Below are 16,387 nucleotides of genomic sequence, written 5' to 3' on the forward strand. Positions count from 1 at the left end.
GATTTGAGGAGCCGCCTGGGTTATTGGTAACCTGTTCAACTGCGTGTGTGGCGCGCCCTCTCTCGAGCCCGCGCGCCCCATCCATCACTCAGACTTTCACCGAGGCTTCTTCGTGGCGAACATCAAGTCCCAGATCAAGCGCAACAAGCAGAACGAGAAGGCTCGTCTGCGCAACAAGGCGGTCAAGTCCTCTCTGAAGACGGCCGTCCGCAAGTTCCGCGAGGCCGCCGAGCAGGGCGACGTGGAGCAGGCCGCCGCGCTGCAGCGGGTGGCCGCCCGCCAGCTCGACAAGGCCGTCAGCAAGGGCGTCATCCACAAGAACCAGGCCGCCAACCGCAAGTCGGCCATCGCCAAGCAGGCCGCCGCGCTGGCCGCCAAGTAAGGCCCGACAAACAAGGCACGGCACACCGGGCCTGTCATTGCGGACGCCGCTCCCATAGGGGGCGGCGTTCTCGTTTTCGCCATCGTTTCGTCACGGTTTCGATATCACACCGCCGTATCGGGTGAGTCACCGTTCCAGAGATCACCTTGATTGCGTCCGGCCCCTCCCCGAAGGTGCACTCAACGGACAAGAGGGGGATCGGATGCGGGGGCCGCTGGTCGTCAAGCGGGCGTTCAGCGAGCCGCTGCTCCTGCTGGCCGCGTTCGGGGCGATCCTGCTGGCCACCACCACGCTGGTGGCGCTGACGATGTACGCCTCCTCCATCGCCGACGCGGGCGTCCGCCGGACGATGGAGACCGCCTCGTTCCGCCAGACCGCCGCCGTTATCAGCACCCCCGTCACCGCCGAGACCTTCCCCAGGTACGACCGCGCGGTCCGCGACGAGCTCGCCCGCGCCTACGGCGCCGCCCCGGCGATCGGCACCAGCTTCCGCTCCGACTCCTATGTAATGCCGGGCCAGGACGGCGAGCCGCAGCCCGAGCTGCTCAGGTTCGGCAGCTACGACGGGCTCGACCGGCACGCCAGGCTCGTCTCGGGGAGCTGGCCGCGGCCCGGCGGCCCGGCCGTCGAGGCGGCGCTCTCGCTGCCCGCCGCCTCCGCCGCCGGCTTGGAGGTGGGCCGCGAGTTCACCACGAAGGGCCGGCTCGACCCGCGCCCGGTCACCGTGCGCGTGGTGGGCGTCTTCCAGCTCACCGACCCCGCGGGCGAGCGCTGGGCGAACGAGCCGCTGCTCACGCGGGGCGTCGAGCGCGGCGACTTCACCACGTACGGCCCGCTGATGATCCCCCGCGAGACCTTCCTGGCCCGCTTCGCCACCAGCGTCAACGCCACCTGGACGGCCGAGCCCGACCTCGGCGCGCTCACGCCGGAGCGGCTGCGCCCGCTGGCGGCGGCGCTCGGCCAGGTCGGCGAGCGGCTCAAGGAGGGCGGCTGCCCGAGCTGCGTGGCGTCGGGGCGGCTGCCCGAGATCCTCACCCAGCTTGACACGGCGTCCCTGGTGGCGCGCTCGACGATGCTGATCCCGGTGCTGCAGCTGCTGTTGCTGGCCGCGTACGCGCTGATGCTCACCGCCCGGCTGCTGGCCGAGCACCGGCGCATGGAGGTGGCGCTGCTGCGCTCGCGCGGCGCGGGCACCGGCCGGCTGGCCGCGCTGGCCGGGGGCGAGGCGCTGCTGGTGGCGCTGCCCTGCGCGATCGTCGCGCCGTTCCTCGGGCCGCCGCTGCTGGCGCTGGTGGGAGAGCTGCCGTGGATCAGGTCCACGGGCGTGCGGCTCGCGCCGTCCGCCGATCTCGGCACGTTCCTGGTCTCCTCGGCGGTGGCGCTGGCCGCGGCGGTGCTGCTGGCGCTGCCGGCGCTGGCGGGGGCGCGGCGCACGTACGTGGAGGAGCAGTCGGCGCGCGGGCGCGGCGGCGGGCGCGGGCTGGTCGAGCGGGCGGGCGCGGACCTCGCGCTGCTGGCGGTGGCCGGGCTGGCGATCTGGCAGCTGCGCCGCTACGGCGCGCCGGTCACCACGACCGCGGGCGGCGGGCTCGGCATCGACCCGCTGATCATCTCCGGGCCCGCGCTGGCCCTGCTCACCGGCGGCATGCTGGGCCTGCGGCTGGTGCCGCGGGTGTCGAGGCTGGCGGCGCGGCTCACCGCCCGGCGGCGGACGCTGGCGCCCGCGCTGGGGGCCTGGCAGGTGAGCCGGCGGCCGCTCACGTACGCGGGGCCGGCGCTGCTGCTGACCATGGCGATCGCCATCGGCGTGGTCTCCCTGGCCACCGCGGCGACCTGGCGGGCTTCCCAGCTCGACCAGGCCCGGCACCAGGCAGGGGCGGACCTGCGGCTGTCCGGGCCGCCGGACGGGCCGGAGCTGGGCGCGCTCGGGCGCGGCACGGCGTTCACCGCGCTGCCCGGCGTCACCTCCCACTCCCCCGCCTTCCGGGGGCAGAGCGAGGTCAGCGGCGAGAGCGCGCTGCTGCTCGGCCTGGACGCGGCCCGGCTCGGCGAGCTGTTCCACCTGCGGCCCGACCTGTCGGAGCAGAGCGTCGCGCAGTTGTCCCGCGCTCTCCCGGGGAGTCGGGCGGGCGGGCTGGCCCTGCCCGGCGAGCCCGCCACGCTGACCGTACGGGCCGAGGCCGACGCCGCGCTCCCGGCCAGGCTGGTGCTCTCCGACGCGCTCGGCGTGTGGCGGGATCTGCCGCTCGGCCCGCTGCGGCCCGGCGACAACCAGGTGGAGCTCGACCTGAAGGAGCTGGCCGGGCGGTCCGGGAAGATCAGCTATCCGCTGACGCTGCGCGGCCTCATCGTGGGCGCGTCCCGCGCGGAGGCCACGGTGAAGGTGACCGGGGTCAGCGCCGACGGCCGCGAGGTGCCCGACGCCGCGCTGTCGGTGACGGCGACCGACCGGCCGGCCGCCGCGGTCTACGGGCCCGGCGCCGCCCCCGGGCCGCTGCCGGTGGTGCTCACCGCCAACCTCGCCGCCGCGCTCAAGCTGGACGCCGGGCAGACCGGGCCGGTCAGCATCGACCGGCGGGTGCTCCAGGTCACGGTGGTGGGTGTGGTGGACAGCATGCCGACGGCCGTGGCCGGGCAGCAGGCGCTGCTGGCGGACTGGGGGACGTTGCAGGCGTACGAGCTGGGCGCGGCGCAGCCGCCGAGACCGGCCACCGAGTGGTGGCTGGCCGCCGCCGACCCCGCGCCCGCCCGCGCCGCGCTGCGCGAGCAGCCCAGCTGGGACGTCAGCGTCGTCGACGAGCGCGAGCTCGCGGCGAAGCTGCGCGACGACCCGCTCGCGAGCGGGCTCCAGGGCGCGCTGATGCTGGGCTTCGGGGCGGCGCTGGTGTTCGCCGGGCTCGGCTTCCTGGTGAACGCGGCCGTCGCGGCGCGCGAGCGGAGGGCCGAGTTCGCCGTGCTGCGGGCGCTCGGCACGAGCGCGCGGCAGATGTTCGGGCTGCTGGCGGTCGAGCAGGCGTTCGTCGTCGGGCTGTCGCTGGCCGCCGGTACGGGGCTCGCCGTGGCCGTCGGAGCGCTGGTGGTGCCGCACATCGTGCTGACCGGGCAGGCGTCGGCCGTCACGCCCGGCGTGCTGCTGGAGATCCCGTGGGGCGCCACGGGCCTGATGCTGGCGCTGGTGGCGGCGGTGCTGTTCGCCATCGTCGCCGGGCTGGCGCGGCGTCTGCGGCGCGGGCAGATCCTGGAGGACCGGTGAGGATCCCGCTGCTGGCCCGGGCGCACGCGGGCGCGCTGATCGTGCTCTTCGTGCTGACCGCGCTCGCCTGCCTGCTGGTCTCGGGGCTGCCCCGGGCCACGCAGGCGGCCTTCGACCAGGCGCTGCAACGCGCGCTGACCGACGCGCCCGCGGTGCGTACGGACCTGACCGTGGCGGGCGAGTCCCGCTCCCCGAGGGAGGACCTGCACGAGCCCGCCGCGTTCGCCGAGCGCGAGCGGCGCCTGCGGGCGCTGCTGCCCGCCACGCTGCGTCCGCTGGTCGCCCCCGCGGGGCACATGAGCGCCAAGACCACCCTCACGCCCGTCACCGGGACCGGCGGGAACACCTACATCAACCTGGGCTGGCTGTCCGACGCCGACCGGCGGGTGGACTGGGTGGCGGGCCGCGCGCCCGGCGCGCCCTCCACCACGCGCTTCCAGGGGCAGCAGATCCCGCTGTTCGAGGTGGGGGTCGTCGAGGAGGCCCTCGACCAGATGAACCTCCGCCTCGGCGACACCCGGACGCTCGGCGAGAGCGACTTCGCGGCCGTGCGCATCGTCGGCGTCTTCCGCGCCAAGGACCCCGCCAACCGCTACTGGACCCACAACACCGACATCCTGCACGTCACCAAGCTGCAGCCGCCCGGCAAGCTGGACTTCGAGCTCCACACCACGACCCTCATCTCGGACGCCGGGCTCGCCGCGCTGAGCGGCGAGTCCCGCAACCTGACCTACCGCTGGGTGCTGCCGCTGAACGGGCGGGCCGCGAGCGCGCTGGCCGTGCCCGGCGTCGAGGCGGGGGTCGCCGAGCTCGAACGCGTGCTGACCCTCCAGGCCACGGCGTCCACCCCCTACCGGCTGGAGACCGGGCTGCCCAAGGTGCTCGGCGACTTCACGGCGGCGCTGGCCACCGCGCAGACCGTCATGTACCTGCTGCTCGCCGGGCTGCTCGCGGTCGCGCTCGGCGTGATCGTGCTCGGCGTGCGGCTGCTCACCGACCGCCTGGACCAGTCGCTCGCGCTCGCCCGTGCCCGTGGCGGCTCGCTGCGGCAGGTGGCAGGGACGGGCGCGGCGCTCACCGCGGCGGCGGTCGTGCCCGCCGCGCTCGCCGGGTACGCCCTCGCCTTCCTCGTCCCCGGCCCCGTGCTGCCGCTCGCGCATCTCGGACCGGCGTTCGTGCTGGTGGCGGGCGTGGGGTTCGGGGCGGCGCGGGTGGCGCTCGCGCACCGGACGCCGCTGCACGAGCGGCGCGACGACGTGGCCGCGGCCCGGCCGTCGGCACGGCGGATCACGGTGGAGGCGCTGGTCGTGGTGCTCGCGCTGACGGGGGCCTACCTGCTGCGGGCGCGCGGGCTGTCGGCGGAGGCGGGGCTGGATCCGTTCCTGCTGCTGGTGCCGATCGCGCTGACGCTGGCGGCGGCGCTGGTCACGGTGCGGTGCTACCCGTACCCGCTGCGGCTGCTCGTCCGGCTGGCCGCGCGTGGGCGGGCGGCGGTGCCGTTCCTGGGGCTGACCAGGGCGGCGCGGGCCCGCGCGGCCGGCGGGCTGCCGGTGCTGATCCTGCTGCCCGCGCTGGCCGTGTCGGTGTTCGCGGCGGTGATCTCGGACGGCATCACCGGTACGCAGCGGCTGGCGTCCTGGCAGCAGGTGGGCGCGCCCATCAAGATCACCTCGACGATCGAGATCCCGGCCGCGACGATCGACCGGATCCGCGCGACGCCGGGCGTCGAACAGGTCGTGACCGCCCAGACCGCGCGGGTGCAGCTCGGCTACTCCAGCGAACGCGCCGAGGCCATCGCCGTGGACGTCGCCCAGTGGCGGCGGCTGCTCGCCGATGCGCCCATCGGCCTGCCCGAGCTGCCCGGCGGCCCGTCCGTGCTGGTCTCGCCCGAGCTGCGGGAGCGCGGGACGCTCGACATCGGCTGGCAGTCGCGGATCAAGGCCAGGGTGGCGGGCGCCATCGAGGCGGTGCCCGGCTTCTACCGCACCGGGAAGTTCGTCGTCCTGCCGTCGGACGTGCTGACCCGGCCGGCCGTCAACACGCTGCTGATCAAGGGCGACGTCGCGCCGGGCGAGCTGGCGCGGCTGGTCCCGTCGGCCACCGTAGAGTCCCAGGAGGGGGCATTGGCCGCCATCCAGGGCGATCCGCTCACCGGCGCGGTCCTGACGACGCTGGTCGTGGTGACCGCGGCGCTGGCGCTCTACGCGCTGGTGGCGGTGATCCTGTCGCTGGTCGTGGGGGCCGCCGACCGGGCCAGGGCGGTGGCGTTCCTGCGTACGCTGGGGCTGTCGGACCGGCAGGCGCAGCGGCTCACCATGCTGGAGGTGCTGCCGATGGTGCTGGTGACGGCGCTCGTCGGGTTCGGGCTGGGGCTGGCACTGCCGGTCGCGCTCGGCCCCGGCGTCGACCTGTCCGCGTACGCCGGTGACCTGCCCGTCGGCGGCCACTCCCCCGACCTGCTCACGCCGGGCGCGCTGGCGGCCGGGCTGGCCCTGGTCGCGGTGCTCGGCGCGTACGCGCACACCGCGCTCGACCGGCGGCGCGGCCTCGGCGCCGCGCTCCGCGCGGGAGACCTCTCATGAACGTGCCCCCGTCCCCGCAGGAGGAGTCGCGATGAATCCCACCCTGTCCGAGCTGGAGGCCAAGGCCACGCGCGGGAAGGCGGCCTTCGGCGGCGACGCGCACATCGTCTGCGACAACCTCGTCCGCATCTACAAGACCGAAGGCGTCGAGGTCGTCGCGTTGCAGGGCCTCGACCTGGTGATCGACGAGGGCGAGCTGGTCGCCATCGTCGGCGCGTCGGGATCGGGCAAGTCGACGCTGCTCAACGTGCTGTCCGGGCTCGACGTGCCGACTGCCGGGGTGGCCAGGGTGGCGGGCATGGACCTGCTGTCCATGACGCCCAAGGACCGGCTGCGTTACCGGCGGTCGGTGGTCGGGTTCATCTGGCAGCAGACGGCCCGCAACCTGCTGCCCTACCTGAACGCCAGGGAGAACGTCGAGCTGCCGATGAAGCTCGCCGGCGTGCCGCGCAAGGACCGCGGCCGGGCCATGGAGCTGCTGGAGCTGCTCGGCGTGGCCTCCTGCGCCGGCCGGAAGATCCCCGAGATGTCGGGCGGCGAGCAGCAGCGGGTGGCCATCGCCGTCGCCCTGGCCAACTCCCCTCAGCTCATCCTCGCCGACGAGCCCACCGGCGAGCTCGACAGCGAGACCTCGGGGCAGGTCTTCGAGGCGCTGCGCACCGCGAACCGGCAGCTCGGCGTGACCGTCGTCATCGTCACCCACGACCCCATGGTGGCCGGGCAGGTGGACCGCACGATCGGCATCCGCGACGGGCGTACCAGCAGCGAGACGCTGCGCCGCGAGGGCGCCGAGGGCGAGATCGTCGCCGAGGAGTACGCCGTGCTCGACCGCGTGGGGCGGCTGCAGCTCCCCCGCGACTTCATGAACGCGCTGAACATGGAGCGCCGGGTGCGCCTCGAACTGGAGAGCGATCACATCGGCGTGTGGCCCGCACGGGAGGAGCCCTCTGATGAGCGATGAACCGTTGGTCGTGGTGGAAGGGCTGCGCAAGGTCTACCGCAGCGGCCCCAAGGAGGTCGTGGCGCTGCGGGAGGTGTCGTTCGTCGTGCGGCCCGGGGAGCTGGTCGCCGTACGCGGCCGCTCCGGCTCCGGCAAGACCACCCTGCTCAACCAGATCGGCGGCCTGGACCGGCCGGACGCGGGCCGGGTGCTGATCTCCGGCCAGGACGTGACCGCGATGTCCGAGGACGCGCTGCTGGAGCTGCGCAGGGACGTGGTCGGTTTCGTGTTCCAGTCGTTCGGGCTGATCCCCGTGCTGTCGGCGGCCGAGAACGTGGGGGTGCCGATGCGGCTGGCCCGGATGCCGGTCGAGGAGCGCGAGGCCCGCGTCCGGATGCTGCTCGCCCTGGTGGGCCTGGAGCAGCACGCCAACCAGCGGCCGTTCGAGCTGTCCGGCGGCCAGCGGCAGCGGGTGGCGATCGCCCGGTCCCTGGCGAACCGGCCCCGCCTCCTCGTGGCCGACGAGCCGACGGGGCAGCTCGACTCGCAGACGGGGCGGCAGATCATGGAGCTGCTGCGGGCGCTCGTCCGCAGCGAGGGCGTCACGGCGCTGGTCGCCACCCACGATCCCAGCCTGATCACGCTCGCGGACCGGGTCCTGGAGATCAGCGACGGCGTCGTCCATGAGGCCGACCTGGCCGCGCCGGCCGGCTGATCGAGGCTTACGTCCGAAAGTTCACGGCTCGTCTACTCTTTACATAGGGTTCTGGTGGTTTGTCGGTTTACGCTCGCCGACATGCATGCAAAGTCCCGGGTCCCGGCGATCCTCTTAGCAGCCGGCGCCCTCGCCGCCTCGTTCGCCGCCCTGCCCGCAACCTCCGCGTCCGCGGCTCCCGCGAACGTGGTCATCAGCCAGGTCTACGGCGGAGGCGGCAACTCCGGCGCCCCCTTCACCAACGACTACGTTGAGCTGTTCAACCGGAGCGCCGCCCCCGTGCCGTTGGACGGCTGGTCGGTGCAGTACACCAGCGCCACCGGCACCGGGAACTTCGCCGCCAACACGGCCACGCTCTCCGGCACCCTCGCCCCCGGCCAGTACCACCTGGTGCAGCTCGCGGCGGGCAGCACCCCGAGCGGAGCGCTCCCCCAGCCTGACAACACCGGCTCGATCAACATGAGCGGCAGCGCGGGCAAGGTCGCCCTGGTCCGCTCCGCCACCGGCCTGGCCTGCAACGGCTCCACCGCGCCCTGCTCCGACGAGCAGCTCGCGCTGCTCGCCGACCTGGTCGGGTACGGCAGCGCGAACTTCTCCGAAGGCGCCCCGGCTCCCGCGCTCACCAACGCGACCGCCGCCTTCCGCAGGAGCGGCGGCTGCGCCGACACCGACGACAACGGCGCCGACTTCGAGTCCGCGGCCCCCGCGCCGCGCAACTCCGCCACCGCCCCGGCCCCCTGCGGCGCCGACCCGTCCCCTTCCCCCACGCCCACCGTGACGCCCACGGTGACGCCCACGGTTTCGCCCACTCCCACGGTGACGCCCACTCCTCCTGAGACGTGCGACACCCCGGCCACGCACCCGATCTCCCAGGTGCAGGGCAACGGCGAGACCAGCCCGCTCGCCGGGCAGAACGTACGGGTGGAAGGCATCGTCACCGGCTCCTTCCAGGGCTCCGGCGGGCTCGGCGGCTTCTACCTCCAGTCCCTCACCCCGGACGCCGACCCGGCGACCTCCGAGGGCCTGTTCGCCTTCACGTCCTCGCCCGTCAAGCCCGGCGACCGGGTGCTCGTCTCCGGCAAGGCCGTCGAGTTCAACGGCCTCACCGAGCTCTCGCCCGTCACCTCGGTGAACGTCTGCAGCACCGGCACGGTCAAGCCCGTCAAGGTGAAGCTGCCGCTCCCCAAGGACGTCACCCTGGAACGGTACGAGAACATGCTCGTGACCTTCCCCGACGACCTCGCCGCCTCCGAGATCTACAACCTCGGCCGGTTCGGCGAGATCACCCTCGCCGCCCACGAGCGGCTGTGGCAGCCGACCGACCGCAAGGGCGTGGACCCCGCGAAGGACGCGCGGCGTACGATCCTGCTGGACGACGGCTCCAACGCGCAGAACCCGGCGACGCTGCCGTACCACACCGAGGGCGCGGCGAGCGTACGGCTCGGCGACGAGGTCGAGGACCTGACCGGCGTCCTCAGCTACGGCTTCAACCTCTACCGCGTGCAACCGACCCAGCCTGTGGTCTTCACCGCCGAGAACCCGCGCCCCGCCCGTCCCGAGAAGGTCGGCGGCGACGTACGGGTGGCGAGCCTCAACACCCTCAACTGGTTCACCACGCTCGGCTCCCGGGGCGCGACCAACGCCGCCGAGCGGGACCGCCAGCTCGCCAAGCTGGTCGCCAACATCACCGCACTCGACCCGGACGTGGCCGGCCTGATGGAGGTCGAGCGCAACGGCGACGTGGCGCTCAACGCCCTGGTCGACGCCCTCAACGCCAAGGCCGGCGCGGGCACCTACAAGGGGATCACCCACCCGAACCCGGGCACCGACGTCATCCAGACCGCGCTGATCTACAAGCCGGGCAAGGTGACCCCGATCGGCGCGGCCCGGTCGTCGGCCGACCCGATCTTCAACCGCCCGCCGCTGGTGCAGACCTTCGGGCCGGCCAGCGGCAAGGGCAAGACGTTCACCGTGCTGGTGAACCACTTCAAGTCCAAGGGCTGCACCGACGGCGACGAGACCGCCAGCGGCGACGACGCCGACCAGGGCGACGGGCAGAGCTGCTACAACGCCAAGCGCGTCAAGCAGGCCAAGGCGGTGCTGGCCCTGATCGACGACCTGCGGCTGCCGAACGCGCTCGTCCTCGGCGACCTCAACGCCTACGGCGAGGAGGACCCGATCCACGTCCTCGAGGACGCCGGGCTCACCAGCCTGAGCAAGAAGCACGTCAAGAAGGACGACCGCTACAGCTACGTCTTCGAGGGCCTGTCCGGCGAGCTCGACCACGTGCTGGCCGACAAGGGGGCACGCAAGCTGGTGACCGGCGCCACGATCTGGCACGTCAACGCCGACGAGGGCCGGTTCATGGACTACAACACCGAGTTCAACCCGCCCTACCTGTACGCCCCCGACCCGTTCCGCTCCTCCGACCACGACCCGCTCCTGGTGGGCCTGCGCCTCTGACCTGAGGACTATCCACCTTTCCGCCCCTTTGCGCCGGCTACCCTCTCCCGGCGCAAAGGGGCTCCCCGCCCCGGACACGCAAGCAGGTCTCCACCTGCCCGGCCCGCACTCCAGCAGCATCAGCCACAGCCGGCGAGGATGCAGAACCAACAGCAGCGCCAGCGAAGACAGAGGCAGAGGCAGCGACAGCAGCAGCAGCGGAGGTCACCTACGGGCGCGGCTCGCTGCAATCGCCTGCCGACGCGCCGCCATCCACTCACCTGCCGTGCGGCGGCATCCGCTCACCTACCGATGCGCCGCCATCCGCTTACCCGCCGTACGACTCCGTCCGCTCACCTACCGATGCGCCGCCCTCCGCTTACCCGCCGTACGGCTGCATCCGCTCACCTGCCAGTGCGGCTCGCCACGATGACCTGCACCGTGTGCTCCAGCGCGTACGCCGGATCCGCTCCCCCGCCCTTGACCTGCTCATCCGCGTCGGCCACCGCCTGGATGGCCCTTGACAACCCGTCCGGCCCCCACCCGTTGAGCTGCCGCTTCACCCGGTCGACCTTCCAGGGCGGCATGCCGAGCTGACCGGCGAGCTGCGCCCCCCGCGCGTTGCGCGGCGCCCCGGCGACCTTGGCCAGCGAACGCAACCCGTTGGCCAGCGCGCTCACCAGCAGCACCGGCGCCACTCCGGTGCCGAGCGCCCACCGGAGCTGCTCCAGCGCCTCCGCCAGCCGCCCCTCGATGGCCGAGTCGGCCACGTTGAACCCGCTGACCTCCGCCCGTCCCTTGTGGTAGCGGGCCACGGAAGCCGTACCGATCGTCTTGTCATCGGTGTCGAACGCCAGCTGGCTGCACGCGGCCGCCAGCTCCCGCAGGTCATTGCCCACCGCGTCGAGCAGCGCCTGCGCCGCGTCCGGCGCGATCCCCCGCCCGGCCCGCTTGAACTCCCCCTTGATGAAGTCCAGGCGTTCGCCCGCCTTGGTGACCTTGTTGACCGTGATCACCGCGGCCTTGGCCTTCTTCACCCCGTCGACCAGCGCCTTCCCCTTGACCCCGCCGGGGTGCGCCAGCACGAGCACGGTGTCGTCGGCCGGCTGCTTGGCGTACGTCACGATCTCCGTGATCACGTCCTTGGGCAGATCCTGCGCGTTCCGGATCACCACCACCGACCGATCCCCGAACAACGACGGCGAGGTCAGCTGAGTCAGCTCCCCCGTCGTCACCTTGCTGCCGACGAGGTCGTGCACCTCGGCACTCGGATCGACGGCTCTGGCCGCCGCGACCACGCCACTCACCGCCCGCTCGGCCAGCAGTTCCTCATCGCCGAGGACCAGGGTCACAGGTGCTGGATCGGTTGCCGCCATGCCAGGCAGCATGCCATGCACCACCGACAACCCGGTACTCGAACCTCTCCCCCGACGTCCTTGATGAGGCTGCTGCCGCGGGCTCTCCGGGCGAGGCGGCCGCCACAAGAACCGCCGGGAGATCTTCGGCGCCGGTCAGAGGCCCCCGCCCTGATCAGCGCCGCAAGGGTGAAGGCGTGTCAGAGCAGGCGTTTCCTTCCTCACAGGCGTGTGTGTCCGATGGCGGGCCGTCTCCTCAAGGCGCGGCCGTGCCTCAGCTCATCCCCAGGCGTCCTTTCCCCGTGGTCCCCATGCTCTCCGTGGTCCCCATGCTCCTCGTGGTCTCCATGGTCCCCTTGACCCCCGTCGCCGTGGTCGCCGTGGTCGTCGTGGCGTGGGCCGTACGCCTCCGATGCCCTGGGGGCACCGCGCGCGACGATCGCCAGGCCGCCGTCGCGCTCCACCACGGCCAGGTCGCCTGATCGGTCAGTCCGGTAGGGCGTGGCGCCGATGCGCTGCAACAGGGCGAGCGTGGACGGGGCGGGGTGGCCGTAGTCGTTGTCGGCTCCCACGCTGATCAGCGCCGCCCGTGCTCCCAGCGAGGCGAGGAAGGCCGGCGACTGACGGTTCGATCCGTGGTGGGGAGTCTTGAGGATGTCAGCTCGTACGGGATGCCGGCGTAACAGCTCGTCCTGGGCCTCGGTCTCCAGGTCGCCGCCGAAGAGCATCGACCCCGCCCGCCAGCGCACCCACAGCACCACGCTCGCGTTGTTGATCGTGCTTCCCTCCCCCTGCCCGTGCGCAGGGCCTCCGCCGATCTCGGGCGCGATGACGCTCACCTCCGACGGCCCGAACCGCCAACCGGTACCCGGCGCCACCGCCCACTCGGGGATGCGGCGGCGTGCCAGGTCGGCCGAGATGCGGGTGCTCGCCTGCGGGTTCGTACGCCGGGAACTGACGACCACCGCGCCGACCCGCCGGTTCCTCAGCACCCCCGGTAGACCGTTGACGTGGTCCGCGTGCGGGTGAGTGAGCACGAGCAGCGGTACGTCCTTGATGCCGGCTCTTCGCAGGCATTTGTCCATGGCGACTGGGTCCGGTCCGGTGTCCACCACCACGCCCTGCCCGGCTCCGGCCGCGATGATCATGCCGTCGCCCTGGCCGACATCGCACATGATCATGAGCCATCGGTCCGGCGGCCATGGCCCCACGAGCGGTCGGACGACCAGCACCGCCACCAGTGCCGCACCCGCGACGGTCAACGCCAGCACGCGCCAAGCCCGACGGCGAAGCACGACCATCACCACGGCCACGGTGACCGCCAGCAGGCCGAGTCCCGCGAGCCCGCTCGGCCACGGAACCGTGGCGAACGGCAGATCGACGGCCCAGCCGGCGACCGTGATGATCCAGCCGACGGCGTACCCGGCGGGGATGACCAGCAGCGCGGCGGCGTCCGGCCAGAGCGGCGCGACCAGCGCCGCCCCGAACCCCAGCAACGTCGCCGGCGCCACGGCCGGGGCGACGAGCAGGTTCGCGAGCAACGCCACGGGCGTCACCTGACCCGACATCAGCACGAGGACAGGCGTCACGGCCACCTGCGCCGCCGCCGGCACGGCCACCGCCTCCGCCAGCCAGCGTGGCAGCAGGAGCCGCCGGCCTCCCGGTCGCTGGCCGCCCGGCCGCCGGTCGCCCGGTCGCACGTCTTGGCGCTCGTCGGCGTCTTCCTTGTGCGCGGCCGTCTGTGACCAGCGGTCTCGCCAGCGTGGGGCGATGAGCAGGATGCCGGCGGTGGCCGCCACCGACAAGGCGAAGCCGTAGGAACGGGCGAGCTCGGGAGCGAACAGCGTCAGCAGCAGAACGGTCGCCGAGAGCGCCGCGAACCCGTCCTTGGCGCGGCCCGTGGCCAAGGCGACGCAGGCGGCCAGCCCCATGAGGAGCGCTCGCAGGACGCTCGGCGACGGACGGGCCACCACGGCGAAGCAGAGCATGGCAAGGGCGGCGAAGCCGGCTCTCACGGGGAGGGAGAGCCGGAGCAGGCGGGACAGCGCGAGCGTCGCGCCCGCGACGATGGCGAGGTTGGCGCCACTCACCGCGTTCAGGTGGTTCAGGCCGGTCTCCTTGAGGTCGGCCGACACCTGGGGGTCCATGCGGGAGACGTCGCCCACCACAAGGCCGGGCAGGAGGCCGCGCTGATCCGGAGGCAATCCGTCGGCGGCGGTACGCAGGCCCGCTCGGAGACTGCCGGCCACGGTTTGGAGGGGTGACGGGGCCGTGAGTACGCGCGGCGGCCCTCGTACGAGGAGGATCGCCGCCTCCAGGTCGCCGGGGGTGGGTCTGGCGAGTCGGCCGGTGACCTCGACCTGCTGGCTCGGCAGCAGGGCGCCCCATGCGCTGCCGCTGGCGAAGACGGTGATGGGGACGTTGACTGACTGGTTGTCGGTGGTCGCGGTGGAGCGCGACTGGATGGTCTTCAGGGTGGCCGGGACGACGTACCTGTCCTGGAAGAACTGTCGTGGACCTTGGTGGTGCTGGGGTCTGCGTCTCGGATCGTCGGTGATCGCTATCTGGGCGGTGATGGTCGCGTTCCTGGCCGCCAGATCGGCTACTGGTCCGGTGGTGAGGGCGTGTATCCGGAGTGCGACAGAGGCCGAGGACGCGGCTGCGGCGATCAGCGAGGCTATGACGATGTTCCGCCATGTGTGCTGCTCGGTGATGGTGGAGTGTGTCCCCGCCCGGCCGGCTTGCGGTTGTCCGGGTGTGGAGTGGCGTGTGGCGTCCTGACTCCCCCGGCGGGTGCGGCGGCGGGTGTGCCAGGCGGTTGTGCCGGCGGCCACGGCCACGATGGCAGCGACGAGCATGCCCACGGTGGCGGAGCAGCTCAGGAGGGCCAAGGCGCTGGCCCAGGCGGCCAGGCCGGGCAGCATGAGGGGCCAGGAGGGCATCTGCTCGCTGTTTGGTGCCGGCTCGCCCCCGGAGGCGTCTGGTGAGTCCTGTCGCGACGTGGGCGTGCGTACTGATGCTGCAGGTGCGTTGATGGGGGTTACGCGCGGACCGGATGACTTCGAACCAGATCCCCTCGGAGCGGTTGGCTGCCGGTCGGGCCCCTGATGGTCAGCTGACCCAGGCTCGGTTCGTCTGGGTGCGGTTGGTTGCGTACCTGGTGGGTGCGTGTTTGGCGGAGGTCCTTTGGGCGTGGTCATGTCAGACGCGGACCTTCGGCTTGATCTCCGCGTACTTGCGTGGGCCTATGCCGGAGACCTCGCGTAGTTGCTCGACGCTGGTGAAGCCGCCGTGGGCGTCGCGGAACTCGGCGATGCGGGCGGCGAGGACTTCGCCGACGCCTGGGAGTTGTTCGAGCTGGTCGGTGGTCGCGGTGTTCAGGTCGAAGACGGCATCTGCTGGGCTCGCCCCAGGGGCGGCAGCGGATGCTCCTGGGGCTCCTACGACGATCTGCTCGCCGTCGATCAGGCGTCTGGCGAGGTTGAGGGAGCCCGTCGCGCTGGTACGGGAGGGGCCGCCGGCGGCTGCCACCGCGTCTGCCACCCGGGTGCCTGCGGGGAGGAGATAGACGCCCGGTTTGCGGACCTTGCCGGTGACGTGGATGGTCAGTTTGGCCGTGGCGGTGGCGGCGGTGGTGGGTGCCACGGGGGCGGTCGGGGTGGGGGGCGGCAGAGGTTGTGGGGTTGGTTGTGATTGCCAGACGAAGTAGACGGCGACCGCCACCGCGAGGGCTCCGATGGCGAGCAGCACGCGGAGGCCCGGCCTGCCGGGATCGAGAGTTGGGGCCCGGGAGGTCAGGGCGGCGCGGAATGCCTGGAAGGAGGGAGAAATGGGGGCGGCGGGGGTGCTGGGGTGGCGCGGCGGTGATGCGAAGGGTTGGTTGCCGCTGTCCGGCGAGGGGAAGGCGTGCTGGTCGGTGTCGTCGGTGATACGCGGAGATCCGACGGTTTCTGGAGTGGGGTCGTGGTTCTGGAGGCTCGTGGGGTCGGGGCCGGAGTAGAAGGAGCCGCCATCGCGCATGGCGAGGAAGGCGTCGGAGTCGAAGGTGGGGAGGAAAGTGTCGGAGTTCGGGGTGGCGGCGTAGGGAGTGCTGTCAAGAGTGGTGGCGCCCTCGTGGGAACGGGGGACGGAGGGAGGTGAGTCGGCGGGGCGTAGGGGGGCGCTGTCGTGGTGACGGTGAGTGCCGGGTATGCGGTTCTTGGCGAGCTCCTGGCCCTGTGTGGTGAGGGTTGTGAGCTTGTGCGCGGCGTGGCCGGTCGTGCGGCGGTAGGGGAAGAGACGGCGGGGCCGGCGTGGAGGGTTGATGAGCGACCGTAGCCGGGATTCGGCTATGGCCCGCTCTGCGGTCGGATCGGGAGTTCGCACGGCAGAGACGGTAGGGCCGTTGCGGGCGAGGCGAAGGGCCGAGCGAGGTTCTGGGGATAGCGGTGACGCTGGGGTGTTGAGCCTGTGGACAGCGGGGCCGCATAGGCCGTTTCAAGGGCCGACGGGTCCGAAATGCCTAGGAGGGTGCAGAGAGCACCGAGGGTGCCGTGCGGTTGAGGCGGAGGCTCAGGGGGCGCGAGGGCGCAGGAGGTGGGGCGGCTCAGGAGGTGCGAGAGCTAAGGAAGTGTTGGCGCGCAGGAGGCGCGACGGCCCAAGGAGTGCTGGCGCACAGGAGGCACGACGGCCCAAGAAGTGCTGGCGCACAGGAGGCACGACGGCCAGGAAATGTCGCC

The 16,387-nt window shown here is 72.7% G+C and carries 9 protein-coding genes; 6 read left to right on the forward strand and 3 right to left on the reverse strand.

Annotated features, from left to right (window positions below; translation table 11 throughout):
* Positions 1–112: 112 nt before the first annotated feature.
* The 6 genes from rpsT (at position 113) to SMD20_RS19425 (ending at position 10,335) form a co-directional block, all read left to right on the forward strand.
* A complete protein-coding gene (gene rpsT, locus SMD20_RS19400; RefSeq protein WP_106235424.1) occupies positions 113–382 on the forward strand; it encodes a 30S ribosomal protein S20 in 270 nt (89 codons plus the stop codon).
* Between the two features lie 202 nt (positions 383–584).
* Positions 585–3,635 (forward strand): ABC transporter permease, encoded by a 3,051-nt coding sequence (locus SMD20_RS19405; protein WP_329582938.1) that lies wholly within the window; start codon positions 585–587, stop codon positions 3,633–3,635.
* Positions 3,632–6,217: an FtsX-like permease family protein gene (locus tag SMD20_RS19410; RefSeq protein ID WP_329582942.1), complete on the forward strand. Its 2,586-nt coding sequence runs from the start codon at positions 3,632–3,634 to the stop codon at positions 6,215–6,217. The genes SMD20_RS19405 and SMD20_RS19410 overlap by 4 nt, the downstream gene beginning before the upstream one ends.
* Before the next feature lie 31 nt (positions 6,218–6,248).
* Positions 6,249–7,178, forward strand: coding sequence for an ABC transporter ATP-binding protein (locus tag SMD20_RS19415; RefSeq protein ID WP_329582944.1), 930 nt, complete (start codon positions 6,249–6,251; stop codon positions 7,176–7,178).
* Entirely contained in the window at positions 7,168–7,872 is a 705-nt protein-coding gene (locus SMD20_RS19420; protein ID WP_329582946.1) for an ABC transporter ATP-binding protein, read from the forward strand. The genes SMD20_RS19415 and SMD20_RS19420 overlap by 11 nt, the downstream gene beginning before the upstream one ends.
* An 81-nt stretch (positions 7,873–7,953) precedes the next feature.
* Positions 7,954–10,335, forward strand: a complete 2,382-nt coding sequence (locus SMD20_RS19425; protein ID WP_329582949.1) for an ExeM/NucH family extracellular endonuclease — start codon at positions 7,954–7,956, stop codon at positions 10,333–10,335.
* Between the two features lie 383 nt (positions 10,336–10,718).
* Here SMD20_RS19425 and holA read toward each other — a convergent pair whose 3' ends face one another.
* The 3 genes from holA to SMD20_RS19440 form a co-directional block, all read right to left on the reverse strand.
* Entirely contained in the window at positions 10,719–11,690 is a 972-nt protein-coding gene (gene holA, locus SMD20_RS19430) for a DNA polymerase III subunit delta (RefSeq protein ID WP_329582952.1), read from the reverse strand.
* Positions 11,691–11,890: 200 nt separating this feature from the next.
* Positions 11,891–14,611: a ComEC/Rec2 family competence protein gene (locus SMD20_RS19435; RefSeq protein WP_329582955.1), complete on the reverse strand. Its 2,721-nt coding sequence runs from the start codon at positions 14,609–14,611 to the stop codon at positions 11,891–11,893.
* Positions 14,612–14,870: 259 nt separating this feature from the next.
* On the reverse strand, positions 14,871–16,034 hold the full coding sequence (locus SMD20_RS19440; protein WP_329582958.1) for a ComEA family DNA-binding protein: 1,164 nt from the start codon (positions 16,032–16,034) through the stop codon (positions 14,871–14,873).
* Positions 16,035–16,387: the final 353 nt, after the last annotated feature.

Source organism: Nonomuraea sp. LP-02, assembly GCF_036289125.1.
Classification (GTDB): Bacteria; Actinomycetota; Actinomycetes; order Streptosporangiales; family Streptosporangiaceae; genus Nonomuraea; species Nonomuraea bangladeshensis.

What these genes read in the sequence shown, in the direction of transcription:
- SMD20_RS19405 (WP_329582938.1), top strand. Translation starts at nt 585, where the DNA reads ATGCGGGGGCCGCTGGTCGTCAAGCGGGCGTTCAGCGAGCCGCTGCTC.
- SMD20_RS19415 (WP_329582944.1), top strand. Translation starts at nt 6,249, where the DNA reads ATGAATCCCACCCTGTCCGAGCTGGAGGCCAAGGCCACGCGCGGGAAG.
- SMD20_RS19420 (WP_329582946.1), top strand. Translation starts at nt 7,168, where the DNA reads ATGAGCGATGAACCGTTGGTCGTGGTGGAAGGGCTGCGCAAGGTCTAC.
- SMD20_RS19425 (WP_329582949.1), top strand. Translation starts at nt 7,954, where the DNA reads ATGCATGCAAAGTCCCGGGTCCCGGCGATCCTCTTAGCAGCCGGCGCC.
- holA (WP_329582952.1), bottom strand. Translation starts at nt 11,690, where the DNA reads ATGGCGGCAACCGATCCAGCACCTGTGACCCTGGTCCTCGGCGATGAG.
- SMD20_RS19435 (WP_329582955.1), bottom strand. Translation starts at nt 14,611, where the DNA reads ATGCCCTCCTGGCCCCTCATGCTGCCCGGCCTGGCCGCCTGGGCCAGC.